The following is a 25,679-nucleotide window of genomic DNA, read 5'->3' as shown; positions in this document are numbered from 1 at the left end:
CAGTGCGGGGTGCCTATTTCGGATATATCCATGAATAGGCGAAGCTGTAGGCATCGCCATCCTTGCCCCTGAGATAGCCGACGTCGGTTTTCTTAATGTCAGGTGCCGCATATTGCGGACCGAGATTGTCGCGCAGCCAGTCACCAAGCATCGAGGGCAGGGCTTCTCCGGTCCTTTTCGGCAACCAGACGACAAGAATGGGCCGTTCGCTCGACCAGCTATAGGGCAGGCTCAAATGACCGAAAAACATCGACATCACGGGCACATCGGGTAGCTGCATCCGAAGGTTTCCAGCTGGCGGCCAGTCGTCGGTCACCACCAGCCCCGGCCGTTTGCCTTCGGCGGTGACGATCTGGTTGACGAAGCTGGCATAAGGGACGTGGTAGGCCTCGTAGTAGCCACCGAGCAGGATCGGAAAGGTGACGCGGCTGAAAAGGATCGCCGGTATCAGAAGCATCATCGCCAGCGGAATATAGAGGAAGCGTCTGGCGAAATCTTCGCTGCGCACGCCTGCGGCTTCCATCTTCAGGCAGAGATAGATCGGCACGAGAAACAGGAAGGGCAGCAGCCAGCGGTCACGCAGCGCCGTCATGCCAATGGCGAGGATCAGCACAAGCACCAGGGCCGCAACGACGATGAAGATGGTTTCAAAGAAGCGCGTCCATTGACTGGACGCCCGCAGGCTTCGGAAAAATTCCTTGCCAAAGACAATCGCAAAGACGAGCACTGTCGGTGCCGAAATGATCGCGATCAGCTTCAGGAACACCAACGGTCCCCTGATCAGCCGTGCCAATTCGCTTTCGGGCGCATTCTGCTCCATGATCCCGAGCGTTCGGCCCGAGGCGACCGCGAAGTGATGGGCGAGCCAAAGCCCATGCGGCAGAAAGATCAGCAACGCGACAACGACCGTCAGCAGGAAGCGCTTGTCGAAAAGCCGTGCACGGCCTTCAGGATGAAACCAGACGGCAACGATGGTCGCCGCCGGCAGCAGTACGAAATTATATTTCGACAGCAGGCCGAGGCCAAGCGCAATTCCGGTCAGCAGATAGGATGCGGTGCTAGGTGATTTCAGCGTGCGGACGGCGCAGCAAAGGAAGAGATTGATCGTCAGGAGTTGGGCAACGCTATGCGTCAGGTCCCGTTGCGCCTCCCAGAAAAGCTGGGGGATGGTCAGAAGCGACAACGTCGCGATGACGGCGAAAACCTTGTCGTTGAGAACTTGCCGCGCCAGCCAGTAGTAACTCGCATAGACCAGGAACAGCATCAGGTTCTTGACGATCGCGACAGCCGCAAGCGAAAGCCCGAAGGTTGAGATCGTCAGGGTCTGAAACCAGTTATAGAGCGGCGGCTGTGAGTCATATCCAAGTTCCAGCCACTGGGAGAAGAAGACCTGCTGGGATTCGTCGTAACGCAAGCTGTGCGGGATCGCCAGTCGCACCAGGAATTCGACTATGAAGTAGGCGGCGACGAGTAGAACGACTGAATCCGGCTTGCGGATCAGAAGCTTATGCATCCTCATCCTCTCCGCCGAAGATGTGGCGCACTACATAGTTTGGAGATGCGTCGTCGCGATAATAGGTCCGCGCGATCATTTCTGCGAGGATGCCGGTGGTGATCAGCTGCACGGAGGAAAGCAGCAGCACGACCCCGACCATCAGCATCGGCCTCGTGCCGATGTCATTTCCCATGACGAATTTGTCGAAGAAGAGGTAGATCAGGATCAGCATCGCCAGCGAGCCGAGTCCGAGTCCGAGCGAGCCGAAGAAATGGCCCGGCCGCGCCCTATAGCGCATGAAGAACATCACCGAGAGCAAATCGAGGATGACGCGGAATGTCCGTGATATCCCATATTTCGAGGTGCCATGCAGGCGGGCGTGGTGCGTCACGACGATTTCGCCGATGCGCGAGCTTGGCACGACTCCGGCCACCCAGGCGGGGATGAAGCGGTGCATTTCACCCATCAGCTTGACCTGCTTGATGATGGACGCCCGGTAGATCTTCAGGCTGCAGCCATAGTCGTGGAGCTTGACGCCTGTCATGCGGCCGATAAGCGAATTTGCGCACCAGGATGGAATCTTGCGCAGCAGCAGGCCATCCTGCCGGTCCTTCCGCCAGCCTACGAGCAGGTCGAGATCGCGCCGTTCCAATTCGGCGACCATTGCTGGAATATCCTTCGGATCGTTTTGCAGGTCGCCATCCATGGTGGCAATCAGCCGGCCGCCTGCCGCGTCTATCCCGGCTTGCATTGCGGCGGTCTGGCCGAAGTTTCTCTGAAGCTCGATGATGCGAAGCACCAGACCGTCCTGCCGGAGATATTGACGGGCGTTCACCAGTGTCGCGTCCGTGCTGCCGTCGTCTATGAGGATAAGCTCCCAGGGCTTGATGAAGCCGGCCATGGCCGAAGAAATGCGTTCGACCAGCGGGCCGACGCTCTCCTCCTCGTTGAAAATTGGCACAACGAGCGAAAGTTCGATCGCGCTTGCCGTTTCGGTCAGCGGGCGAATTGACTCTATCGTTGTCTGCAACTCTTAACTCTCCTAAAAGGCCCCTGTGATCGGTCGGACGAAACGAGCGCATGTCCAATCTTCAGCCAAAACTCATAGTGGATGCTTAACTACATGAAGACTCCGACGGTTGCCAGCTGCGACACCTGGTTTATTCGCAACCGCATGATGGTGCTGACGCTTGCTGTGGTCGTCGCCTACGCGGTCTTCATTCAATGGTTCTGGGGCTGGCCGACGATCCTTGCACAATGGGCCGAAGTGGGTATCTGGCCCATCGTCATCGCGCTGGCCCTGCTGACGGGCACATATTTCCTGCGTGCGTGGCGCATCTACGACTACTTCCCCCACGAGACGTCGGCGCGTTTCGCCACCCTTTTTCGGGTGACCCAAATCCACAATCTGCTCAACATCATGATGCCGTTCCGCACCGGCGAGACCAGTTTTCCGCTGTTGATGCGCACGGAATTCGGCATTCCGCTGGCGCGCGGCACATCCGCCCTTTTCGTGATGCGCCTCCTTGATCTGCACGCCTTGCTCGCCGCCGCCGGCATCGGCCTTGCGATCGCCTCTCCCTATCGCCTCATTGCCTGGGCCTTCTGGCTGTTGTTCCTGCTGCTGCCCGTCGGCGCCTTTGCCGCGCGCCGCGCGCTGATCCGGTTTGCGGCGCGGGCGTTGCCGAAGAGGGCGCAGTCGCTGGTGCACGAGATCGAGCGCGGCATGCCCGCCAATGCCGGCGCATTTGCCCGCGCGTGGTTCGCCACCGTCGTCAACTGGCTAGTAAAGGTGCTGGTTCTCGCCTGGGCGCTCGGTCTGATGAACGTTGCTCCGCTGGTCGCAAGCTTCGGCGGCGCGCTCGGCGGCGAACTCTCCTCGGTGCTGCCGGTGCACGCGCCCGGTGGCGTCGGCACCTACCCGGCGGGGATCACCGCCGGCGCGCTTGCCTTCGGTGCATCGGACGGCAAGGCCGCCTTGATCACGCTTGCGCAAGCAAGCGTCAATGGCCACCTCCTGATTGTCGTCTCGGCCCTGATCGGCACAGCACTCGGCTTGTTGATCTCGAAAGGCGCACGTGATCCAGGGCAAAGCTAACTGTGGCTCAGCTCCGTGAGCCTCTTGCGCAAGAATGCCTGTTCCGGCGCTTGCTGACATAGCGCAAGCGCCGTTTCGTAAGCCTGCCGCGCCTCGTCGACGCGATGGAGCTGGCGGAGAAAATCGGCGCGGGCTGCATGTGCCAGGTGGTATTCCGCAAGCTGGCTCCGCTTCAAAACGGTGTCGACCGCCGAAAGGCCGACGAGCGGCCCATAGCACATGGAGATGGCAACGGCCCGGTTGAGCTCGACGATGGGGGAAGGCTGCACGTCGAGAAGCCGATCGTACAACGAGGCGATGCGCTGCCAGTTCGTCGCTTCTGCCTGTTCGGCGCATCCGTGCTCGGCGGCAATGGCCGCCTGCAATGCGAAGCGTCCGCCCGTCTCGCTTGCATCGATCGAATCGACCAGTGCAAGGCCTTCGACAATCTCCTCGCGATCCCAACGGGTCCGGTCCTGATCGCCAAGCAGTATCAGATCGCCAGAAGCATCGATGCGGGCCAGGCGCCGCGAATCCTGCAGAAGCATCAGTGCCAGGAGCCCAATCGCCTCCCGATGCGGCAGCAAGCCGGTCAGCAGCCGGCCGAGGCGAATGGCCTCCGCCGATAGATCGGTGCGCACTACGGCGGGACCCGACGAGGCCGAATATCCCTCGTTGAAGACCAAGTAAATCACCTGCAATACCTGTTGCAGCCGCTCGGGCAGCTCTGCCTCGTCCGGCACCTCGTAGGGAACGCCGGCTGTGCGGATGCGGTTCTTGGCCCTGACGATGCGCTGGGCGATGGTCGGCGTCGAGACTAGGAAGGCGCGGGCGATTTCCTCCGTGGTCAATCCGCAGACCTCCCTGAGCGCCATCGCGACCTGTGCTTCAACCGGGATTACCGGATGGCAGCAGGTAAAGATCAGCCGGAGCATGTCGTCTTCGATGGTTTCCATCTCGCCGATCTCGCTTCCTGGATACATGCTGTCGATGATATCCATCAGCGAAGCATCAAACCGTGCGCGCCGCCGCAGGTTGTCGATCGCCTTGAAACGGCCGGCCGAGACAAGCCAGGCAAAGGGATTGGCCGGGACGGTTTCCGTGGTCCATTGCCGCGCTGCCGCCGCGAAGGCGTCGTGGAGTGCCTCTTCGGCCCGGTCGAAGTCGCCAAGCAGGCGGACCAGCGTTGCCAGCACCCTACGCGATTGTGCTCGGTAGATTTCTTCGATCACGCTTTCCAAGGATCTCGCCTTCCCACTTCAGCATTCCTCTTTGATCGAATAGGCCGGCCGAACCTCGATCGCGCCATATCGGGCAACCGGGAAGGTAGCGGCGATCCTGGATGCCTCTGCAATATCCTTCGCCTCGATCAGGACGAAGCCGCCGAGATGCTCCTTGAGTTCGGCAAACGGGCCGTCTGTCACCGAGATGTCGCCGTTTCGCACGCGGACTGTCACTGCGGTCGACGGCGCACGCAGCGCCTGCGCGACCAGAAGATGTCCGCTCTCCACCAATCGGTCGTCATTGACGATCGAGTCCTGCGTCAGCTGTTCTCCTTCCTTCTCGGAGATGGCGTTGATCGCGGTGGTATCGAACCAGACCTGGCAGAGAAATCTCATTGTCCCCTCCGCATCAATCGGCGCTGAAACTATAGATCGGGCGTACCTCGATGCTGCCGAGCCTTGCGAGCGGAATGCCCGCCGCGATGCGGATCGCTTCGTTCATGTCCTTGGCTTCGATCAGGATGAATCCGCCGAGGTACTCCTTCGTTTCGGCAAACGGCCCGTCGGTCGTCTGGATCTCGCCGTTGCGCACCTTGACCGTGACAGCCGAGCTTGGCGATTGCAGGGCCTCAGCGGTGATCATGTGACCGCGCGCGACGAGATCCTGATCATAGGCCAGCGAATCCCGATCGAAGTTCTTTTTCTCGTCAGCTGGCATCGCCTCGAGTTTCGTGCCGTCGAACCAAACCTGGCAAAGATATTTCATGGCAGCGTCGCCTCCTGCTTTGATTGTTCACAGACATAGACGTTTGAGCAGCCTGCAAATCGACAGCCATGATGCCTCCGAGACAAAAAATATTCGAGGAGCATCCTGTCGAAAGTTCGCGCCGCCGCTCGACTAGCCCTCAGTCAACACGAATGAGGAGTGGCAGTCATGTATATTCCGGATCCGACCTCGATGGGCCGTTCGACGAAAATGACGGAAGAGGAGCTGATGCAGTCGGCTAATCTTAACGGGTTGGGACTGCGGCTTGGCATCGCCTTTGCCGCTTTCGCCCTGCTGATCCTGTCATTGAACATGGCCTATGGCGCCAGCCACGAACGGCCGCAAACAGTTGCGGCTGATCACATATCGAAAATCACGGGCAAAGAGGCGGGCCGCTCTTACTGAAAGGCCGTCTCGAAGAAGCTGCGCAGCTTGCGCGAGTGCAGCTTTTCAGGCGGCATGGCGGCCAGCTTCTGGACAGCGCAGATGCCGATTCTCAGATGCTGGTTGACCTGCGTTCGATAGAATGCGGTCGCCATGCCCGGCAGCTTCAGTTCGCCGTGCAGAGGCTTGTCAGAAACGCAGAGCAGGGTCCCGTAAGGCACGCGGAACCGGAAGCCGTTGGCGGCGATCGTCGCCGACTCCATGTCGAGCGCGATGGCGCGCGCCTGGCTCAGCCGCTTCACAGGCCCTGCCTGGTCGCGCAGTTCCCAGTTTCGGTTGTCGATGGTGCCGACCGTGCCGGTCCGCATGATGCGCTTCAGCTCGAAACCCTCATAGCCGGTGATTTCGGCCACAGCTGCCTCAAGCGCCACCTGCACTTCGGCAAGCGCTGGAATCGGCACCCATACCGGCAGATCGTCGTCGAGCACGTGGTCTTCGCGCATGTAGGCATGCGCCAGCACATAGTCGCCGAGGCGCTGACTGTTGCGCAGGCCGGCGCAGTGGCCGAGCATCAGCCATGCATGCGGGCGCAGCACGGCAACGTGGTCGGTAATCGTCTTGGCGTTCGAAGGGCCAACACCGATATTGATCATGGTGATGCCACCATGCCCCTTTTTCTTCAGATGGTAGGCCGGCATCTGCGGCAGGCGGGCCAACGTCGCATCGGTTTCCGGCTGGCTGGAGCCGGGAAGGGTGACGATGTTGCCGGGTTCGACGAAGGCGCTATAGCCCTCGCCGCCATTCGCCATGACCTCGCGCGCCCATGTGCAGAATTCATCGATGTAGAACTGGTAGTTGGTGAACAGTACGAAGTTCTGGAAATGAGACGCGCTCGTCGCGGTGTAGTGCGAAAGCCGCGCAAGCGAATAGTCGATGCGCTGCGCCGTGAACGGGGCAAGCGGCGAGGGCTGGCCGGGCGGCGGGATATATTCGCCGTTGGCGATCTCGTCATCCGTCGTGTTGAGATCCGGAGTGTCGAAGATATCGCGCAGCGGAATGTCGGCAAAAGTCGGCGCCGACGCTTCGACATGGGCGCCTTCGCCGAAGGCGAAGTGCAGGGGGATCGGCGTCGTTGATTCCGAGACGATGACAGGCACGTTGTGGCTGCGCATCAAAAGCGCCAGCTGCTCTTTCAGGTAATGCCGGAAAAGCGATGGACGGGTAATTGTAGTGGTGTAGACGCCTGGGGCTGTCACATGTCCATAGGACAACCGCGAATCGATATGCCCGAAGCTGGTCGTCTCGATGCTTACCTGCGGGTAGAAGGCACGATAGCGTGAGGCAATCGGCGCACCCTGGGCAAGGTCTGCGAAATTGTTGATCAGAAAGGCGGTGTTACGCTCGTAAAGTTCGGTCAGCGCGTCGACTGCCTGGGCCGGGTCATCGAAGCTTTGCGGCTGAAATGGAGCGGGTGACGAGACGTCAAGTGGCGGTAAAGGAGGGATTCGATTGCTCATGGTCCATTATAGAATGTTGTCTTTGACAAGCAAACGACGAGGATCAAGGAAATCGAGATATTCGCGCAATTTTTGCAATTCTCGATCGGCAGGTATCGATTTCGGTCCAAAAGGCCGTAATTTACTGGACTGTCGAGCAGTAGCTGCTCGAAGATTGCAGGCAAGTGAAGCTCGCGCCGAAATGCGACTGGGCGCCGCTTGAGTTGGAATTCTGGACCGCTGCCGAAAATGTGATCGCAAAGACCGTCGCAGAAAGCATAATGATGGTGAAGCGTCGCGCCAGGATGACCATGTCCGTTTTCCCTAAGAGGATCAGCTCCGATCCTAGACTTAGTTTTGACATGGTTCGACTGAACGGCCCCTGAGGCACCGGTTCATCCACCGTTCACCTTCAAAGGTGCGCCAGGGCTTGAATGCAGCGCGCGCTTGCCTAATGTTTTTGATCCTTGAACCTGGAGTTACATGCATGGCGGCACTGATCGAACTCTACTACTGGCCCACGCCGAACGGCTGGAAGATCAGCATCATGCTCGAGGAACTGGGCGTTCCCTACGAGTTTAAATACATCAATATCGGCAAGGGCGAGCAGTTTGCGCCGGATTTCCTGAAGATTGCGCCGAACAACCGCATGCCGGCGATCATCGATCCGGACGGTCCCGGCGGGGCGCCGATATCGGTCTTTGAATCGGGAGCCATCCTGCAATATCTCGGCCGCAAATACTCTAAATTCTATCCGACGGCGGAGCGCTCCCGGGTGGAGGTCGAAGAATGGCTGTTCTGGCAAGTCGGCGGTCTCGGCCCGATGGCGGGACAGGCAAATCATTTTCGCCATTATGCGCCGGAAAAGATCGAATACGGCATCACGCGCTATACCGATGAGGTCAACCGGCTCTACGGCGTCATGAACAAGCGCCTGGCCGATCGCGATTTTCTTGCCGGCGATTATTCGATCGCCGATATGGCAAGCCTCGGTTGGATTGTCTCCTACGAGCGCCAGGGCCAGGATCTCGCCGAGTTCCCGAACCTCAAGCGTTGGTTCGATACGCTAATGGCACGCCCCGCAGTCAAAAAGGGGATGGCCGTTGGCCGGGAAGAGCGCGAAAAGAGCAATCTGGCGACCGACAAGGAAGCGCAAAAGATCCTCTTTGGCCAGCGCGCCCGCTGATCTCAGCTCGAAAGTTCAATGTCTGACCGAGGCCAGGCGAAACCGTCTGGCCTTTTCATATGCGTCCTGAAGTCCAGAAAACCGCGCCTTTTCGGCGCTTTCAGCAGGCGAAAAATTCCGTTCGTCAAATCGCGAGCTGATTTCGTGGTTACGGAAGAGTTTAATTCCATATCCTAATTTTTCGTAAAACTCGCGCAAAAGTCCTTAATTTGCAAGGGATGCGATGTTTAACAAAGTCCCAAGTTTACCAAGCGTTTGCACTTTGTTTGCGTCAAATTAATCATGCATTTTAAGCGCTTTTTGAAAGCCGTCTGCGATAGTGAACCCATCAAACGAGCGGGGCAAACCCGCCGACCGGAAGGGCCGACGAGCCGCGATAGACGGCAAGACCCCAAGGGAAGACAGGGATAGCATAAACAGGCTGAAACAGGGATTGAACCGATGGCACGCTTTGAAATGACGACTTCTGACATGGCCACCATGGGTGGTGAAAACAACGCCGACGCCTTCTGCGAAATGGGTCTGATGTACGCAACCGGTCGTGGTTGCGACATCGACCTGATCGCCGCCCATAAGTGGCTCAACATCGCCGCGATCAAGGGCTGCGATCGCGCCGCCGAGCTTCGCGCCGATGTTGCCGCGGCGCTCACCAAGCTGCAGCTTGCGGCTGCCCTTCGCTCGGCCCGCGAATGGATGACAGTACACTGAGGCGATAAAGCGCCCGGTCCAGCAAATTCAATAATAACGCCTCGCCAGGAGGGGGAACGGCTGGAGCTCCGGAAAGGGGCCGATGCCGAACGAAGTGAGCCGCGACCGACCGATACAAGGTCGGCGCGGTTCCTCGCTTTTGCCTACTGCGTTCAGCAAAGCCCCTTCAGAACCCTCGGCAGCGCTTCCTCGAAGAGATCGAGATCAGCTTTCGGCCCGACGCTGACGCGAATGCAGCGGTTCAGCGGGGCAACGCCGGGCATGCGGATAAAGACCCCATGCTCGATCAGACCATCGACGATAGCCCGCGCAAAGACATCGTCGCGGCCGCAATCTATCGCCACAAAATTGGTGGCCGAGGCGAGCGGCAACAGTCCGTTGTCACGGGCGATCATGCCGATGCGGTCGCGTGCGGCGTGAATATTGGCGACGACTTCGGCAAGGTAGGCTTGGTCCTTGAGAGCGGCAAGTGCTGCGACCGTGGCGAGACGGTTCGCGCCGAAGTGATTTCGGACCTTGTCGAAGGCCTGCACGGTCTCGGCGATCCCGATCACATAGCCGACGCGCGCACCAGCAAGCCCATAGGCCTTCGAGAAGGTTCGCGTGCGCAACACGTTCGCCAGACCGATCAGCGCGGCGATGTCAGGTGTCGAGCCGGTCGGGCCGGTCTCGCTATAGGCTTCGTCGAGCACCAGCATGCAGGTCTCGGGCAATGCCCTGGCGAAGGCGACGATCTTCTCGGCGTCCCACCAACTTCCCATTGGATTGTCGGGATTGGCGAAATAGACCAGCGAGGCATCTTCACGTTTTACCGCCGCGAGCAGCCCGTCGATATCTTCGCGATCGTCGACATAGGGCACCGTCACCAGCCGGCCACCATAGCCGACGACATGAAAATTGAAGGTCGGATAGCCGCCATGGGAGGTGACCACGGTCGTGCCCGGTTCGACGATCATGCGGACGATGAGGCCGAGCAGCCCGTCGACGCCTTCGCCCACGCAAACATTCGAAGCTTCGACGCCGAGATGGGCGGCCAGCGCTTGCTTCAATGCGAAATTCTCAGGGTCGTTGTATTTCCAGATATCGCCTGCCTCGCGACGCATCGCCTCGATGACGGAGGGCGCCGGACCAAAGCCGTTCTCATTGGCGCCGATGCGTGCCTTGACCGTCAGACCGCGCTGGCGTTCCAAGGCTTCTGGGCCGACAAATGGGACAGTTGAGGGCAGCGCGCTGGTCAGCGGCGTTAGGCGCGAAAAGGCGGACATTCTGGCGTTTCATCCCGGATTATTGTTGTGAAAGCGCTCGCAGAATAGGCGCTTGCCGAGCCGGTGCAAGAGGGATGATGGAAGCGGAAAATGCTTTACCTGCGCATAGCGCGCGCGGCATTCGCTTCCTTGTTGCCGATCATGAAATCGGCGCGCACCACGAGGCGCAGGGTTTCCGGCGTCAGCAGATTAATGAATTTTACGCCGACCCGATTATCCTTGGTACGATAGACTTCAGCGCAGCCGATACGATAGGCAAGGCCAAGGATGTTGAGATAATAGTGAAGCGGCAGGCCAAGCGTGGTGCCGACAAGGAAGCTGGCGCCGCCTTGGGAAATGTCGATAATCTCGGCGCTGCGCATGGACACACCGGTGAGGCAAGGGCGAACCGCGACAAGCCGTGCCGGACGCTGGACGAAGAAGCGCTCGTATTGTCGCTCGTAGACCTCGGATTTGACCTTCGCAAGATGCGTGGCGTTCAGCATCGACATTCCCCGGCTCTGCACGACCAACTTCATTTCAGTCTTATGGACCCTGAGCCTTGCACGAAGCCTTTGCCCTTTAGTCAATTGTAATATTAAAATTCTAACGACTATGAACTTTTCGGCGTCTCGGCCACCGTGAAGGCCGCAACTCGCAAGCGTTGCGGCTTCTATTGGCTTGCTTCAAAATTCAGCCGGATGACGTGATGAAGAAATTCCGGATCGATCAGCATGTTAAAGCTGATGGTGACGGTATTTCCCGCGCGCTTGACGAGCGTGCAACCGATCTCGTCATGGATGCCAAGAATTTCCAGGAAGAAATGGTTTGGCATTTCAACGCCTTCACCAATTTCGAGAACCGCGCCGCCAAGCGAGATCGTTCTGATCAGGCAGCGGATCTGCGTGCCGGTGCTGAGATGATGGCCGACGAAAATGATGCTGCCGGGACGGTCGACGACAAACTCTTCGAGCGCGCGGTCCGGTTCGGGATGAGGCATATCGAGGTGCATCTGAAGGGGCATGATACCCTCCGCTGTTTTGTTATGGTCACAGGATAATATTTGACCCTTGATGAAAGTTGAACAGCACTGCTTAAAAGCAAAAGAATTGCGCAAAAATGCTGCAAGACGGCTCTTAATTGGACACCTCGGAGGTCTGAGCCGGCCAGAATCAGCCGTTCTTGACAATGGTTGGCACATCGCGCATATCACGGGCCGGTCGAGGCACCTGCCGCTCGCGAGCCCCAAGCTCTTGGTGAAGTCCTTATGTCGTTTATGAAGCCCAATCAGTGCATGCTGACTGAAGGCAACGCGAGCACCCTGTTTCTGGTCCGAGAGCATGCCTTCTGAAAGGCTTTGTCATGACGACGTCCCCTCCGACGATCGACGAATTGAAACTGCAGGCCAAGCGTCTACGCCAGGCGATGGCCGATCGCGGAACGCCTGTCGCCCATGGTGCCGCTCTCGAGCTCGTAGCCCAACAGCACGGCGCCCGTGACTGGAACACGCTGACTGCGCGTGCGCCTCGCGAACGTCCCAAGGACGCGCCGAGCTTTGCTGTCGGCAACAAAGTTAGTGGCCGGTACCTCGATCAGGCGTTTGAGGGCAGGGTGCTGTCATTGACGATGCTGCCCGGCGGCGAGCTCTACAACATCGTCGTCCAGTTCGACAAGCCGGTCGACGTGGTCACCTTCGACAGCTTTTCGGCGTTCCGGCAGCGTATCCGGGCGCATGTCAACGCCAAGGGCGTCTCGCCTCGAAAGACGTCGAACGGGCTGCCGCATCTCGTGCTTGCCATCTAGCCTTGGCAATCGCCGGCGATCAGGCCCTCAGAAGCCACTCGTGTTCGGGGGCATTGTGGAATTTCCACACGCGCTTGGGGCCGGCCATGACGTTGAGGTAATAGAGGTCGTAGCCGTGGCAGGCGGCGCAGGGATGATAGCCCCTCGGCACCAGCGTCACGTCGCCGTCCTCGATTGCCATCGCCTCGTCTAGCGACCGGTCGTCGGTATAAACGCGCTGGAAGGCGAAACCCTGCGGTGGATTGAGACGGTGATAATAGGTCTCTTCGAGAAAGCTCTCGTTCGGCAGGTCGTCCTGGTCGTGCTTGTGCGGCGGATAGGACGAGGTGTGACCACCTGGCGTGATTACCTCGACCACCAGCAGCGAATGCGCCGCGCCGTCGTCTTCCGGCATGATGTTGTTGACGTGGCGGACATTCGTGCCCTTGCCGCGGGTCACAGGCGGATGCGTGCCGGGCGGAATGGCGCGGGCTTCATGATTTCCGCCGCCGGGCGCCGAGCAAACGCCAAGCTCCAGATCGGTCTCCGCGGTAACGGTCCAGCCGGAGCCAGCGGGTATATAAAGGGCGTGCGGCGCACCGTCGAACGGGTTCATGCGCTCGCCAAGTGAACCGAAATCCCTGGTGCCCGCCTTGGCTTTTCCCTTGCCGCTGACCCACACAAGGCAAACTTCGCGCTCGCCGGTCTCGCCCGAGGCAGATTGCCCGGGCTTCAGCCGATGAAGGTCGAAGCCGACATAGGTCCACCCCGCGCTTTCGGGGGTGACATGCGTGACGCGGCCGTTGGTATCAGTCGGTTTGACCTTAAGGTTCGGCATCGGTTGTCTCCTTGTTGAATTCACCCTCCCCTTGAGGGGGAAAGGGCCCGTTCAGCCCAGATCTTCAGGCGCCGCCTTCGCCTTCGCTCCGGCAGCGCGGCACCTCACCATGAGGCCGGAGGAACCTTGGTCCTGGACCAAGCAGATCAGCGCCGAACTCTCAGCCTGGGTGCGCGGGTCGCCCGGCCGAAGCCTCGAAGGACGAAGGCGCTTGCTCGATTCTCACCCCTTAGGGAAACCTTCTGTCTCCACGGTATAACCCGCAGCCGTCATGATCCGCATCAGTTCGGCATAACCGATCTCGGCCATTTTCTGCGGCGGCGCCTTGCGTGGATCCTGCTCGGCCTCGACGACGAACCAGCCTTCATAACTGTGATCGGCGAGCCGCTGGACGATGGCGGTGAAATCGAGCGAGCCGTCGCCGGGTACCGTGAAGGCGCCAAGCGCCACCGCATCGAGAAAGGATTGCCGGCTACGGTCAAGGCCATCCACCACGGACTTGCGAATGTCTTTGACGTGCACGTGGTTGATGCGGGCGTGGTGATTGTCGATTGCGCGCAGCACGTCGCCGCCCGCAAAGGCCAGGTGTCCTGCATCGAGCAGCAGCGGAATGCCCACTCCTGAATTGTTCATGAAGGCGTCGAGTTCCGGCTCGGTCTCGACCACGGCGGCCATGTGATGGTGATAGGAAAGCGGCATTCCCTGCTCAGCGCACCATTCGCCGAACGCGGTGACGCGGCGCGCATAGGCCTTCATTTCGTCGTCGGAGAGGCGCGGCTTGGTCACGAGCGGCTTGGAGCGGTCGCCCTGGATGGAACGGCCGACCTCGCCATAGACGATGCAGGGCGCATCGACGGCCTTGAACAGTTCGATCATCGGCGCAATGCGGTCCTTGTTGGCGGCGATGTCCTCGTTGACCAGCGTGCCCGAGAACCAGCCACCGCAGAGCGTCACATCGGCGGTGCGCAGAATGGGCAGCATGACTTCGGGATCTTCCGGGAAGCGGCGGCCTTTTTCCATACCGGTAAAGCCGGCGCTGCGTGACTGCCGCAGGCACTCCTCGAGGGATACATCGTCGCTCAGCTCAGGAAGATCATCGTTCCACCACGCGATGGGCGACATGCCGAGTTTGGCCTTCATCAATATTCTCCTTAAAGGCATTGCAAGAAGAGCGGGGACCGCTCTTTCCGAAAAGACGATAGCGATCGATCAGACGATTCTTTGGGCGGCGCGGGCCGCGATATAAGCCTTATGCGCCTCGTTGACCTGTTTGCGCGGGCTGACCTCGGGAACGGCGACATCCCACCAATGGCCACCTTCGTCGGTAGTGATCAGCGGGTCGGTGTCGATGACGAAGACCGAGGTCCGGTCGTTCTTTCTCGATGCCTCGATTGCCTGCTCCAGTTCGGCGATGGACGCGACCTTGACCGCGATTGCCCCCATGCTTTCGGCATGCGCGCGGAAATCGATTTCCGGCATCACTTCGTGCAGGGAGTCCTTGAGCAGATTGTTGAAGTTGGCACCACCGGTGCCCATTTGCAGCCGGTTGATGCATCCGTAGCCACGGTTGTCGAGGAGGATGACGTTGAGCTTCAGGCCGAGCATGACGGAGGTCGCGATCTCGGAATTCAGCATCATGTAGGATCCGTCGCCGACCATGACGACGACGTCCTTGTCCGGCCGCGCCATCTTGGCTCCAAGTCCGCCTGCAAGCTCGTAACCCATGCACGAGAAACCATATTCCATGTGGTAGCTGCCGGGAGCGGTCGCCGGCCAGAGTTTGTGCAGCTCGCCAGGCAGCCCGCCTGCAGCACAGAGCACGATGGTGTTTTCTCCGCCGATCGTGCGAGCGACCGCGCCGATCACCTGGGCGTCGGAGGGCAGGGCGGCATTGGTGTTCGCCATCGCCTTTGCAGCGGCTTCCATCCAGACTTTCTTTTCGCGCGTCGCCCGCTCAGTGAGCACCGTCGGCGCCCGCCAGCCCAAGAGTCCCGAAGACAGTGCCTTGAGCCCTTCGCGCGCATCGGTCACCAGCGGATGACTATCGTGCTTGGCCGCGTCATAGGCGGCGATATTGAGCCCGATCATTTCGAGCTTCTCGTTCTTGAAGAGCGCCCACGAGCCGGTGGTGAAGTCCTGGCAGCGCGTGCCTACGGCAATCACGAGATCGGTATCCTCGGCAATCGCGTTGGCGGCCGACGTGCCCGTAACGCCGACTGAGCCGAGCGCCAGGGGGTGCGTTTCGTTGATGGCTGATTTCCCCGCCTGCGTAACCACGACGGGGATGCCATGGGTCTCGGCAAAGGACGTCAGCTCCTTCGTCGCCTGCGAGTAAAGCACGCCGCCGCCGGCGATGATGACCGGCCGCTGCGACTTGCGGATGAGGGCGATCGCATGGGCCAATTCATCGGCGTCCGGTTGTGGCCGCCGATGGGTCCAGACGTGCTCGTCGAAGAAGTTTTCGGGATAGTCGAATGCTTCGGCCTGCACGTCCTGGCAAAGCGCCAGCGTCACGGGACCGCAATCGAGCGGATCGGTCAGGACCTGCATGGCCCGCTTCAGGGCGGTGATAATCTGTTCGGGCCGCGTGATGCGGTCGAAGTAGCGCGATACCGAACGAAAGGCGTCATTGGCCGACACTGTGCCGTCGCCGAAATCCTCGATCTGCTGCAGCACCGGGTCCGGCGCACGGTTGGCAAAGACGTCGCCCGGCAGGAAGAGAACGGGAATGCGGTTGACATGCGCGACGCCGGCCGCCGTCACCATGTTCAGCGCGCCGGGACCGATCGAGGTCGTGCAGGCCATGAAGCGCTGGCGAAAACTCGTCTTGGCATAGGCGATCGCGGCGTGCGCCATGCCCTGTTCGTTGTGGGCGCGGAAGGTCGGGAGCGTTTCGCGCACCTGGTAGAGCGCCTCTCCCATGCCTGCGACATTGCCGTGGCCGAAAATTGCCCAGACACCGCCGAAGATCGGCACGGTTTTGCCGTCGATCACGGTCATCTGCTTCGTGAGGAAATGCGCAACCGCCTGCGCCATGGTCAATCTGATCGTCTTGCCCATCGGGGCGCCTCCCAATTTCTTGTTCGCTCAAAGGCCGCGTGTCTGGAGCCATGCCTCGGTCAGGTGCCGGAAGCGGTCGGCCATGTCGGCAATCGCTGCCTCGTCGTCCATGTCTCCGGCCATCCAGGCGCGCGCCGCATCGGCAAAGATCGTCCGGCCGACGGCAAAGCCTTTAACGGAGGGTGCGGCGAGCGTCGCCTCGAAACCCTTCAATAGTTCTTCGGCCGGTGCTTCCAGTCCAAGCAGCACGATACCACGGCAAAGTGGATCATTTTTGGCGATCACCGCTTCAATTCGGCGCCAGGCGGCAGTCGAAGCCTGCGGCTCCAGTTTCCACCAGTCCGGCTTGATGCCGAGCGCGTAAAGTTCATCCATCGCCGTCGAGATGGTCGTATCGGTCAGAGGCCCGTTCTTGCCGGCGATGATCTCGACTAGAAGCTCGCGTCCGACCTTGCGCGCGGCTTCAAACAGGGTGACGAGTTTTTCCTGCTGCTCTGTCTTCAGTTCTGCCGGATCGTCGGGATGATAGAAGCAAAGGCACTTGATGCAATGATTTGCCGGCCATTCGACAAGTTGCGAACCGATGTCCTGGCTGAACTCGAAGCGCAGCGGCTTGGAGCCCGGCAGTTCGACAGGCCTGCCGATCCAGGAGAAGTTCTTCGTCGCTGCGTCGAAGAAGGCGTCGCGCCCGAAGCGCTCGTCGATCAGCATGCCGTAGCCTTGCCGGCCATCGGCAACGCGGGCGGCGGCTGAGACTGCCAGCCGCTTGAAGGCGTTGATACGTTCATAGGGAACGCCGAGTTCGTCCGCGACACTGGTCAGCTGCGAGCGATGGTCGATCGCCAGAGCCATCAGCAAGGGAATCTCGCCGCGCCGGGTTGTTGCCCAGTGAATATGGTTGATCGTCTCGTCTTTGCGCAGTGCCCGATGCTTGCTGCCGTTCTGAAGGAAAAACTCGAGCTCAGCCCAGGTCGGATATTCCGGCGAGCACAGCAGGCGCGAGACCGCGAAAGCACCGCAGGCATTGGCCCAGGTGGCGCAGGTCTTCAACGCCTCGCCCTTCAGCCAGCCACGCAGGAAGCCGGACATGAAGGCATCGCCGGCGCCTAGCACATTATAGACCTCGATCGGAAATCCTTCTCCAATGATGCCGGCTTCGAGGTCGTCTGCGATCGGACCGTCATAGACGATGCACCCCATGGCGCCGCGCTTGAGCACGATGGTGGCAGTGCTGAGGCTGCGAATTGTCTTCAGCGCGCCGAGCACATCGTCGGCTCCGGACGCGATCAGGATCTCTTCCTCGGTCCCGACGATCAGATCACAGTCGGGAAGCGTCTGCTTCATCTTCTCGGTGACGCGATCGGACTTCACGTAGCGCTCGAAGCCTTCGGCGTGGCCGGCAAGGCCCCAGAGGTTCGGGCGGTAATCGATGTCGAAGACCACCTTGCGGCCGTTCATCTTGGCGATCCTGATCGCCTTGCGCTGGGCGGCCTCGGTGTTCGCTTTGGAAAGATGCGTGCCCGATACCAGCACCGCGCCGGAAGAACGGACAAATCCCTCGTCGATATCGTCTTCGCAGAGCGCCATATCGGCGCAGTCCGAGCGATAGAAGATCATCGGCGATACGCCTTCGGCCTCGACGGCAAGCAGTACGAGCGCCGTCAACCGCTCCTTGTCGGTAACGATCCCGTCGACGGCAACGCCTTCGCGTGCCGACTGCTCTCGAATGAAGCGGCCCATCTGCTCATTGCCGACCCGCGTGATGAGGCCGGACTTTAAACCCAGCCGCGCCGTGCCGATCGCGATGTTGGCGGGGCAGCCGCCGACCGATTTGGCAAAGGAAGCGATATCCTCCAGCCGCGAGCCTATTTGCTGGCCATAGAGGTCCACCGACGAGCGACCAATGGCAATCACGTCAAGCGTCTGTTCCGGCTTGCCGCCGTTGTTCCGATCTACCATGATGTCCTCCCGTCGAAATCGCAGCGAGCAGCTCCCGGTGCCAGCGCTATATAGCCATAATGAAACATTGGTTCCAGTATTTTGTCAATTCGGAATGTTTATTCCATTTTGGCTTTAACAGCTTTTACGGGCGCGGCCTTGCGCCTCCGTTCGGCGATGGCTACGGGGAAAGCCATAATCAGCGCCATCGAGGCGGAGAGCGACCTGAAACCGGCGAAATCGGATTCTGCCACTTCGAACCAATGTGTCGCACAGGCGGCCAAGGGCGAAAAGGCCGAATCGGTAATGGCGATGACTGGAATGCCGCGGTCGGCCAGAGCCTGGCTCTGGACCAAGCTTTCCGCGGCATAGGGCGAGAAGCTTGCGGCAATCGCAGCGTCCCTTGGCGTGGCAAATTGCACGAGTTCCTGATCGACGCCGTTTGGCGAGGCGACGATCTGGTGGCGGATGTTCAATTTCGAGAAAGCGTAGGTCATATGGGCGGTGAGGGGATATGACCGCCGCTTTGCTATGAGATAGATCGTCTCGGCAGCCGCGAGGATATCAACCGAGCGGGCAAAGGTGTCGGTTTGGATGGTCGCGGCCAACCGGTTCACTGATTGGCTTGCGGCTGAAATGAAGCCCGAAAGTATATTGGCGTCCTCGTCCTCGCCGCTGGTTTCTTCCAGCGAAATCAGCCGTTCCTCGTAGCTCAGCGTCCGGTCCCGCAAGCGTTCGCGGAAAATGCTCTGGAGATCCGAGAAACCTTCATAGCCCAAATGATGCGCCAGGCGCACCAGTGTCGAGGGCTGCACATCGGAAGCGGCCGCAATGCTTGCCGTGGTGCCGAAGGCAATCTCGTCGGGGCTGTTCAGCGCAAACGCAGCGACCTGGGCCAGACGCTTCGGCATCGCCTTCTTGCGCTCTATGATCGTGCTGCGAAGGCTTTCGAAATCCCGCGGGACTTTCCGCTGAGCCTTGATATCGTCGGTCATGTCAGGCCCCTCGCGTGTTTCCATCCGTTAATGAAACAAACATTCTATCTTCCGACCATAGCGGATTTCGATTTTCACGGCATCAATATTTTTAAGCAGCTGTATTTTCTACGACAATCGCGAAATGTAACGGTGTGAGGCTCTTCGACGTCTGAAGGTCGCCTTGTCAAAACGGTCCAAATATTCCAAAAACTGTGCCAAAGGGTCCGAACCGGGCCGGAGGAGGCTGACATGAAGGCGTTGGGAATAGGGCTGATTGGAACCGGCTATATGGGCAAATGCCATGCGCTCGCATGGAATGCGGTCAAGACGGTTTTTGGCGATGTCGAGCGGCCGAAGCTGGTTCATCTTGCCGAGGCCAACGCCGAACTGGCGCAAAGCCGCGCCTCGGAATTCGGCTTCGAAAAGGCAACGTCCGACTGGCGACAGCTGATCGCCGACCCCGACGTGGATGTCGTCTCCGTGACGACGCCGAACCAGTTTCACGCGGAAATGGCGATTACGGCACTCGAGGCCGGCAAGCACGTCTGGTGCGAAAAGCCGATGGCACCGGCCTATGCCGAGGCCGAACGCATGCTGATCGCCGCCAAGACTTCCGGAAAGGTTGCCATCCTCGGCTACAACTATATCCAGAATCCCGTCATGCGGCACATCAAGACGCTGATCGGCGAGGGTGCGATCGGAGCCGTCAATCACGTTCGGGTAGAGATGGACGAGGACTTCATGGCGGATGCCGAGGCTCTCTTCTATTGGAAGAGCGAAAGCGCTTCCGGTTATGGAGCGCTCGACGATTTCGCAGTGCATCCGCTCTCCATGATCTGGTTCCTGTTCGGCCATGTCGAGGCTGTCATTACCGACATGGTCAAGCCCTATGCCGACCGCCCGCTGAAAGACGGCGGCCGCCGGGCGGTCGAGAATCACGATGCGGCAAATGTGCTGATGCGGCTTGGCGGCGGGATCTCGGCCGTGCTGATGGCCAATCGCGCCGCCTGGGGACGAAAGGGGCGCATCGCCCTGCAGATTTTCGGCTCGAAGGGCTCCATTTCCTATGACCAGGAGCGCATGAACGAATTCGAGCTGTACCGGGCCGAAGGGCGAGGCTCCGAACAGGGTTATGCCAAGATCCTGGCGGCACCAGCCCATCACCCCTACGACCGCTTCATTCCCGCACCCGGCCACGGCCTCGGCTTCAACGACCTGAAGATCATCGAATGCCGGGAGCTGATTCGTGCGATCTCGGGCGAGCCGTCCTCGACGGTCGCCTTTAGCGATGGCCTGAGAATAGAAAAATCCGTCCACGCCATGGCGCAGTCTTTCCATGAGCGGCGCTGGATCGAAATCGCCGACTGACCAACTGGAAGACGACCGTCGCCGCTCTAGTTGGGCTTGATATCGACGGCTGTGCGGCAGGCGTGGTTGACGCCTCCGAGGCGAGGGGATACCCCTGCCGTCGACATCACAGGGCGCTCGCCGATGGGGGGAGACGTCCGGTCGGCAATTGGAGCGATTATCGTGACGGGTAGATTGGTCATCGTCGGTGCGGGACAGGCCGGTTTCGCCCTTGCTGCAAAGTTGAGGACGCTGAAGGACGAACGCCCGATCACCATCATCGGTGCCGAAGAGGTTCTTCCCTATCAGCGTCCACCGCTTACCAAGAAATATCTGCTTGGCGAGATGACTTTCGACCGGCTGCTGTTCCGACCCGAGCATTGGTACGCCGACAATAATGTCGAGATACGCCTGGCAACCTGGGTCGAGCAGATAAAGCGCGACAGCAAGCAGGTTGTCATGCAGGACGGCACGGCGCTGCAATACGCGACGCTGGCGCTGGCAACAGGCGCCACCCCGCGGCGGTTGCCCCCTGCAGTCGGCGGCGATCTCGAAGGTGTCTATGTCGCCCGCGACAAGAACGACGCGGACCGTCTCGCAAGTGAGATGCGGGCGGGCCGTCGCGTCCTTATTATAGGCGGCGGTTATATCGGTCTCGAGGCAGCGGCCGTTTCCCGCCATCGCGGGCTCGAGGTCACCGTCATCGAAATGGCCGAACGCATCCTCCAGCGCGTCGCCGCCAAGGAAACGGCCGATATCATGCGCGTCATCCACCAGGACCGTGACGTCGTGATCCGCGAAAAGACCGGGCTGAAGCGCCTCATCGGCAAGAACGGGCATGTCGTTGCCGCGCAGCTGTCGGACGGCACCACCCTCGACATCGATTTTGTCATTGTCGGCATCGGCGTGGTGCCGCATGACCGGCTGGCGAAGGAAGCGGGGCTCGATGTCGGCAACGGCATTGTCGTCGATGAGTTCGCACAGACGTCGGACCCCGCCATTTATGCCATGGGCGATTGCGCCGAACTGCCGTGGAAGGGTGGGCGCATCCGTCTCGAATCGGTACAGAATGCCGTCGACCAAGCAGAAGCAGTCGCTGCGATCCTTGCCGGCAGCCGCGAGCCCTATGATCCCAAGCCATGGTTCTGGTCGGATCAATACGACGTCAAACTGCAGATCGCCGGCTTCAATATCGGTTATGATCACACCGTGCTGCGTCACGGCGTGCGCGAAGGCTCTGTCTCGGTCTGGTATTTCAAGGCGGGCAAGTTCATCGCCGTCGATGCCATTAACGATGCCCGCGCCTATGTCACCGGCAAGAAGCTGCTCGAAGCGGGCATCGAGCCCGATCGCGCCATCATCGCCGACCCTGACGCCGACCTCAAACAACTGCTCGGATAGATCACATGGCCTTAGCCCCCAACGCCTTCAAGACGGCCCTTAGCGAACGTCGCCCACAAATTGGCCTATGGGTGGCGATGGCAGATGCCTATGCCGCCGAAATCGCCGGTCATGCCGGCTTCGACTGGCTGGTGATCGATGGCGAGCATGGGCCGAACGACCTGCGCAGCATTCTCGCCCAGCTGCAGGCGCTGCAGGGCTCGCCTTCAGAGCCCGTCGTGCGTTTGCCGGTTGGCGAGACGTGGATGATCAAGCAGGCGCTCGACATCGGCGCGCGCACGTTGCTGATCCCCATGGTCGACAGCGTTGAACAGGCCGAGATGCTGGTGCGGGCGGTGCGCTATCCGCCGCATGGCGTCCGCGGCATGGGCTCGGGCATTGCGCGCGCGTCCCGTTTCAGCACGATCCCCGACTATGTCGCCAATGCAAGCAAGGACATCTGTGTGCTGGTGCAGGCCGAGACCCGCGCTGCCATGGCCGATCTTGAACGCATCGCCAGGGTCGACGGCATCGACGGTGTCTTCATCGGCCCTTCGGATCTGGCGGCTGACATGGGCTTCCCGGGCCATATCGAAGCGCCCGAAGTCCAGGCGGCAATCGAGAAGGGGATTGCGACGATCCTCAAGTCGGGCAAGCCGGCCGGCATCCTGACATCGCATGAGAGCCTGAACCGCCACTACCTCGACCTCGGTGCCACCTTCGTCGCGGTCGGCGCCGATGTGTCCGAGTTTTCGGCGGCGCTGCGGCAGCTCCGTCTAAAATATAAGCCGGACGCCGACGCCGGCGACACGCCCTCGATAGGCGGCTACTGACGAGCTGCACAGTTTTTATCCGTCACTTGGAAAAAAAACCTTGCCTTTATGGGTTTGGCGAAATAGTCACGGCCTCGGAGAGGTGGCCGAGTGGCCGAAGGCGCTCCCCTGCTAAGGGAGTATACGTCAAAAGCGTATCGAGGGTTCGAATCCCTTCCTCTCCGCCATTCGCTCGGCCTATGTGGCCACTTTGAGTGTGGTATCAGACACCGGCCCTTCGGTTTTCCGCTAATTTCCCACTTTGTGTTTTGAAAGACCCTGTCCCAAAACACCGCTTAGATACGGAACGTTTCCGACACCTTATCTGATCTTCGGGCTGACCCGCATCCGTGTGCGCAAAGCAGAAACCAGTTGAGAATGTCTCCCGACTCAATCTACTTAAACGGGACATTTACCTTAACAAATTTAGCGAAAGCACGAATATGAACTGCAATATCTTCACGCGTTTTCGTTGCGTCTCTTCTCTCGGTGTCGGCGGATTGTTCGCTGTCGCGTTTGCTCTGACCGTGCCAGCCGCCGCTCACGCAGATGAGAAATTTCCTGCAGTGTGGCGGAAGTCGATGACCAACGATCCAGCCACCAACTATGATCTGAAGAAATATTCCGGCTCTCTTGGCAATCCTTCCGCCGACGTGCTCCGCAACGTGATGCTCTCCTTGGCGTTGAGCCACTATTGCGAGGGCTCGCTCGTCAACCAAAAAGCTGCATCGTCCTACCTGAAAAGCTCCGGCTATTATTCGCTGAGCGGCAAGGCATGGGATGACGCGTCATTCTTGGCGCAGGACCAGTTCAAGAATTTCGACTATGAGTCGATAGCGCATCTCTGTGCCGGCATTGGCTATCTTTTCGGCCAAAAGGGAGTGCTGATTAAGAATGTATTGTCGCCAGGCTCTGGAGAGCCGAATGGCGCCTACGATGCTGCCAACCCCTACGCGTCTGTACCCCCGCTGCGCAAGCCGCCGGGTTGACTGCGCAAGTCCACGGACGCCCTCCGATCAAATCGGTTTGAAAGGCGCATTCCCGTCGACGGATTCGGCCACACGGTATTACTTTGCGCCGGCAATTCATTCCGACTTTCCTGATCCGTCCGCCGGCTACGCCTATTGGGGTAATTGACCAATCGGGATCCGGCGATCAGCTTTCGCCCAGGTTGTCTTCCCGCACCAGCGATCGCCGACGACCGGGAAAAGAATTTCGACGACGAATCAACGAACTGGGGAATCGCTGCCTTACGAATCGCGAAAACGGCACCACCGTCGTGCGTTTTGCCTGCCAGCCCCCACCCCAATACATCGAGGGTCATTCCTTCCCGTCACGCCCTATTCGGCGATTTTGCCCGGAATCAGCCCGGGAAATCCGTGGTTTTCCACAGGCGGCCGCCCTTCCAGGAGGGGCCTAAACCCCCACAGAATAAAGCTTTTCTTAATAAAGTATAAAGAAATAAGGCTGGCCGTCTCGGCTTTGTGACCTTTAAGCAACAACGCTTATATAAGAGCCTCCATAATTAGCCAGTTCGAGCGGATGTCGATTGCGTGACGGCCCGCGTCTTGTATTTTCAACTTCGGAAGCGAGGGCGTGTCGTCCACTTCTTGAAACATGGGTCTGGGGCAGGGAATGCCTTAGGGTAAAAAATCTCAGACCCGATTGAAACTTTGAACTGGAGGTCAATATGAACATCAAGAGCCTACTTCTCGGCTCCGCTGCTGCCCTCGCAGCAGTATCCGGTGCTCACGCGGCTGACGCTATTGTTGCTGCTGAACCGGAACCACTTGAATACGTACGTATCTGCGATGCATACGGCGCCGGCTACTTCTACATCCCCGGCACGGAAACCTGCCTGAAGATCGGTGGTAAGGTTCGTACCGAAGGTGAATGGTATGACGCTTACAACCGCGACAGCCGCGTTGGCACTCTGTGGCACACCCGCGCTGAATTGAACGTCGACACGGCAACGGACACCGAATACGGTGCCCTGAAGACCGAGACGATCGTTCGTTGGGATTGGAGCGAAGGCAACAGCACGAACACCAACCTGCTGTGGTCCTACATCAGCCTCGGTGGTTTCACCGTTGGTAAGACGGACTCGCAGTACAACCAGTTCGTTGGTTACGCCGGCGACGTCATCAACGATGACGTGATCTATGACGGCCCGTACGAACTCAACCAGTTGACCTACAACTACGATAGCGGCACCGGCTTCACCGGCGTGATCTCGATCGAAGATACCAACTCTTCGGCCGACAAATCTGCGTATAACGGCGCTTGGGAAACTTCCAAGGGCGATCACTACGCTCCTAACGTTGTTGCCGGTCTCGGCTACAAGGCTGGCGGTTGGTCCTTCAAGGTCGTCGGCGGTTACGACTCGATCGTCGAAGAAGGCGCTATCAAGGCTCGTATCGACGCCGACTTCGGCGGCTTCACTGCCTTCTTGATGGGCGGCTGGAACACGGACGGCGACAAGCTCAACCAGTACGCTGGTTCGAACCAAGATCAGTCTGCTTGCACGACGTCTGACGGCGTTGTTCATGGTTCGCAGTGCGGCTGGGGCGACTGGGCAGTTTGGGGTGGCGTTGGCGTACCGTTCAACGACAAGCTCAAGTGGAACCTGCAGCTCGCTTACTCTGACAGCAAGATCTTCGAAGCTACGACCAACCTGAAGTTCAACCCTGTTAAGAACCTGCTCGTAGAGCCGGAAATCACCTACGTTCACTACGACCTGCCGAGCGACGACACTGTTGCCGGTATCCTTCGTTTCGAACGCAGCTTCTAATAAAACCTGATTTGGCTTCGGCCAATGAGGTGAGCCCGGCTTTCGAGCCGGGCTTTTTCGTTTTTGATGGGTCCTGATATCCGCGCGCAACGCACTTGGTTCCGATGCACAACGATGACAGGGCCCTTCGGTCGCTGCGGCGGGCCGCCTTCCTGCCCATGCAGGATGTCCCGTG

Annotated in this window: 25 protein-coding genes and 1 tRNA gene; 11 read left to right on the top strand and 15 right to left on the bottom strand. The window is 59.6% G+C overall.

The genetic code is table 11. From position 1 onward, the window contains the following. Positions 1 to 13: 13 nt before the first annotated feature. Positions 14 to 1,513, bottom strand: a complete 1,500-nt coding sequence (locus AB4Z52_RS09060; RefSeq protein ID WP_442217575.1) for a glycosyltransferase family 39 protein — start codon at positions 1,511 to 1,513, stop codon at positions 14 to 16. After that, positions 1,506 to 2,525 (bottom strand): glycosyltransferase family 2 protein, encoded by a 1,020-nt coding sequence (locus tag AB4Z52_RS09055; RefSeq protein ID WP_442217574.1) that lies wholly within the window; start codon positions 2,523 to 2,525, stop codon positions 1,506 to 1,508. Before AB4Z52_RS09055 ends, AB4Z52_RS09060 begins: the two co-directional genes overlap by 8 nt. A gap of 93 nt (positions 2,526 to 2,618) precedes the next feature. On the opposite strand from AB4Z52_RS09055, the gene AB4Z52_RS09050 reads away from it, so the two are divergent. Continuing rightward, positions 2,619 to 3,593, top strand: coding sequence for a lysylphosphatidylglycerol synthase domain-containing protein (locus tag AB4Z52_RS09050; RefSeq protein ID WP_442217573.1), 975 nt, complete (start codon positions 2,619 to 2,621; stop codon positions 3,591 to 3,593). Here AB4Z52_RS09050 and AB4Z52_RS09045 read toward each other — a convergent pair. From AB4Z52_RS09045 to AB4Z52_RS09035, 3 genes are read right to left on the bottom strand one after another with little or no spacing between them, the layout of a single operon-like run. Next, positions 3,590 to 4,813, bottom strand: coding sequence for an RNA polymerase sigma factor (locus tag AB4Z52_RS09045; RefSeq protein WP_442217572.1), 1,224 nt, complete (start codon positions 4,811 to 4,813; stop codon positions 3,590 to 3,592). The two genes, AB4Z52_RS09050 and AB4Z52_RS09045, sit on opposite strands and share 4 nt — an antisense overlap. An 18-nt stretch (positions 4,814 to 4,831) precedes the next feature. After that, positions 4,832 to 5,191 carry a YciI family protein gene (locus tag AB4Z52_RS09040; protein ID WP_442217571.1) on the bottom strand — a complete coding sequence of 120 codons (360 nt, stop codon included), beginning with the start codon at positions 5,189 to 5,191 and terminating at the stop codon, positions 4,832 to 4,834. Positions 5,192 to 5,204: 13 nt separating this feature from the next. Further along, positions 5,205 to 5,561, bottom strand: coding sequence for a YciI family protein (locus AB4Z52_RS09035; RefSeq protein WP_442217570.1), 357 nt, complete (start codon positions 5,559 to 5,561; stop codon positions 5,205 to 5,207). 168 nt (positions 5,562 to 5,729) lie between these two features. Between AB4Z52_RS09035 and AB4Z52_RS09030 the strand changes: the two genes are divergently transcribed. Continuing rightward, positions 5,730 to 5,966, top strand: a complete 237-nt coding sequence (locus tag AB4Z52_RS09030) for a hypothetical protein (protein WP_442217569.1) — start codon at positions 5,730 to 5,732, stop codon at positions 5,964 to 5,966. On the opposite strand, the gene AB4Z52_RS09025 is transcribed toward AB4Z52_RS09030, so the two are convergent. Continuing rightward, the gene (locus tag AB4Z52_RS09025; protein ID WP_442217568.1) at positions 5,960 to 7,462 is read right to left on the bottom strand and encodes an AMP nucleosidase; all 1,503 of its coding nucleotides are present in this window, start codon (positions 7,460 to 7,462) and stop codon (positions 5,960 to 5,962) included. The two genes, AB4Z52_RS09030 and AB4Z52_RS09025, sit on opposite strands and share 7 nt — an antisense overlap. A 121-nt stretch (positions 7,463 to 7,583) precedes the next feature. Then, positions 7,584 to 7,754, bottom strand: a complete 171-nt coding sequence (locus AB4Z52_RS09020; RefSeq protein ID WP_442217567.1) for a hypothetical protein — start codon at positions 7,752 to 7,754, stop codon at positions 7,584 to 7,586. 174 nt (positions 7,755 to 7,928) lie between these two features. On the opposite strand from AB4Z52_RS09020, the gene AB4Z52_RS09015 reads away from it, so the two are divergent. Then, positions 7,929 to 8,627 carry a glutathione S-transferase family protein gene (locus tag AB4Z52_RS09015; protein ID WP_442217566.1) on the top strand — a complete coding sequence of 233 codons (699 nt, stop codon included), beginning with the start codon at positions 7,929 to 7,931 and terminating at the stop codon, positions 8,625 to 8,627. A gap of 441 nt (positions 8,628 to 9,068) precedes the next feature. Continuing rightward, positions 9,069 to 9,335 carry a sel1 repeat family protein gene (locus AB4Z52_RS09010; protein ID WP_442217565.1) on the top strand — a complete coding sequence of 89 codons (267 nt, stop codon included), beginning with the start codon at positions 9,069 to 9,071 and terminating at the stop codon, positions 9,333 to 9,335. 152 nt (positions 9,336 to 9,487) lie between these two features. Here the strand turns inward: AB4Z52_RS09010 and AB4Z52_RS09005 are convergent, their stop codons facing one another. The 3 genes from AB4Z52_RS09005 to AB4Z52_RS08995 form a co-directional block, all read right to left on the bottom strand. Next, entirely contained in the window at positions 9,488 to 10,600 is a 1,113-nt protein-coding gene (locus tag AB4Z52_RS09005; protein WP_442217564.1) for a pyridoxal phosphate-dependent aminotransferase, read from the bottom strand. A gap of 95 nt (positions 10,601 to 10,695) precedes the next feature. Then, positions 10,696 to 11,091 (bottom strand): PilZ domain-containing protein, encoded by a 396-nt coding sequence (locus AB4Z52_RS09000; RefSeq protein WP_442217594.1) that lies wholly within the window; start codon positions 11,089 to 11,091, stop codon positions 10,696 to 10,698. Positions 11,092 to 11,252: 161 nt separating this feature from the next. Beyond that, positions 11,253 to 11,591 carry a hypothetical protein gene (locus AB4Z52_RS08995; protein WP_442217593.1) on the bottom strand — a complete coding sequence of 113 codons (339 nt, stop codon included), beginning with the start codon at positions 11,589 to 11,591 and terminating at the stop codon, positions 11,253 to 11,255. Positions 11,592 to 11,941: 350 nt separating this feature from the next. Here AB4Z52_RS08995 and AB4Z52_RS08990 point away from each other — a divergent pair, with 350 nt between their 5' ends. Further along, positions 11,942 to 12,382 carry a glyoxalase superfamily protein gene (locus AB4Z52_RS08990; RefSeq protein WP_442217563.1) on the top strand — a complete coding sequence of 147 codons (441 nt, stop codon included), beginning with the start codon at positions 11,942 to 11,944 and terminating at the stop codon, positions 12,380 to 12,382. Between the two features lie 19 nt (positions 12,383 to 12,401). Here the strand turns inward: AB4Z52_RS08990 and iolB are convergent, their stop codons facing one another. The 5 genes from iolB to AB4Z52_RS08965 form a co-directional block, all read right to left on the bottom strand. Next, positions 12,402 to 13,199, bottom strand: a complete 798-nt coding sequence (gene iolB / locus AB4Z52_RS08985) for a 5-deoxy-glucuronate isomerase (RefSeq protein ID WP_442217562.1) — start codon at positions 13,197 to 13,199, stop codon at positions 12,402 to 12,404. A 222-nt stretch (positions 13,200 to 13,421) separates the two neighbouring features. Further along, a complete protein-coding gene (gene iolE, locus AB4Z52_RS08980) occupies positions 13,422 to 14,339 on the bottom strand; it encodes a myo-inosose-2 dehydratase (protein ID WP_442217561.1) in 918 nt (305 codons plus the stop codon). 69 nt (positions 14,340 to 14,408) lie between these two features. Then, positions 14,409 to 16,259, bottom strand: coding sequence for a 3D-(3,5/4)-trihydroxycyclohexane-1,2-dione acylhydrolase (decyclizing) (iolD, locus tag AB4Z52_RS08975; RefSeq protein WP_442217560.1), 1,851 nt, complete (start codon positions 16,257 to 16,259; stop codon positions 14,409 to 14,411). A gap of 27 nt (positions 16,260 to 16,286) precedes the next feature. Continuing rightward, positions 16,287 to 18,218, bottom strand: coding sequence for a bifunctional 5-dehydro-2-deoxygluconokinase/5-dehydro-2-deoxyphosphogluconate aldolase (locus AB4Z52_RS08970; RefSeq protein ID WP_442217559.1), 1,932 nt, complete (start codon positions 18,216 to 18,218; stop codon positions 16,287 to 16,289). Between the two features lie 98 nt (positions 18,219 to 18,316). Beyond that, the gene (locus tag AB4Z52_RS08965) at positions 18,317 to 19,192 is read right to left on the bottom strand and encodes a MurR/RpiR family transcriptional regulator (RefSeq protein ID WP_442217558.1); all 876 of its coding nucleotides are present in this window, start codon (positions 19,190 to 19,192) and stop codon (positions 18,317 to 18,319) included. A 231-nt stretch (positions 19,193 to 19,423) separates the two neighbouring features. Here AB4Z52_RS08965 and AB4Z52_RS08960 point away from each other — a divergent pair, with 231 nt between their 5' ends. From AB4Z52_RS08960 to AB4Z52_RS08935, 6 genes are all read left to right on the top strand, one after another. Next, the gene (locus tag AB4Z52_RS08960; protein ID WP_442217557.1) at positions 19,424 to 20,542 is read left to right on the top strand and encodes a Gfo/Idh/MocA family protein; all 1,119 of its coding nucleotides are present in this window, start codon (positions 19,424 to 19,426) and stop codon (positions 20,540 to 20,542) included. Between the two features lie 162 nt (positions 20,543 to 20,704). Beyond that, positions 20,705 to 21,922 (top strand): NAD(P)/FAD-dependent oxidoreductase, encoded by a 1,218-nt coding sequence (locus AB4Z52_RS08955; RefSeq protein WP_442217556.1) that lies wholly within the window; start codon positions 20,705 to 20,707, stop codon positions 21,920 to 21,922. Between the two features lie 5 nt (positions 21,923 to 21,927). After that, positions 21,928 to 22,734, top strand: a complete 807-nt coding sequence (locus tag AB4Z52_RS08950; protein ID WP_442217555.1) for an aldolase/citrate lyase family protein — start codon at positions 21,928 to 21,930, stop codon at positions 22,732 to 22,734. A 76-nt stretch (positions 22,735 to 22,810) separates the two neighbouring features. Continuing rightward, positions 22,811 to 22,901 (top strand) — tRNA-Ser (locus AB4Z52_RS08945). A 393-nt stretch (positions 22,902 to 23,294) separates the two neighbouring features. Then, a complete protein-coding gene (locus AB4Z52_RS08940; protein ID WP_442217554.1) occupies positions 23,295 to 23,702 on the top strand; it encodes a hypothetical protein in 408 nt (135 codons plus the stop codon). Positions 23,703 to 24,403: 701 nt separating this feature from the next. After that, positions 24,404 to 25,504 carry a porin gene (locus AB4Z52_RS08935; protein ID WP_442217553.1) on the top strand — a complete coding sequence of 367 codons (1,101 nt, stop codon included), beginning with the start codon at positions 24,404 to 24,406 and terminating at the stop codon, positions 25,502 to 25,504. Positions 25,505 to 25,679 lie beyond the last annotated feature (175 nt).

Source organism: Rhizobium sp. 2YAF20 (assembly GCF_052114685.1).
Taxonomy (GTDB): domain Bacteria; phylum Pseudomonadota; class Alphaproteobacteria; order Rhizobiales; family Rhizobiaceae; genus Rhizobium.
This window is presented reverse-complemented; position numbering and strand designations above follow the sequence as displayed.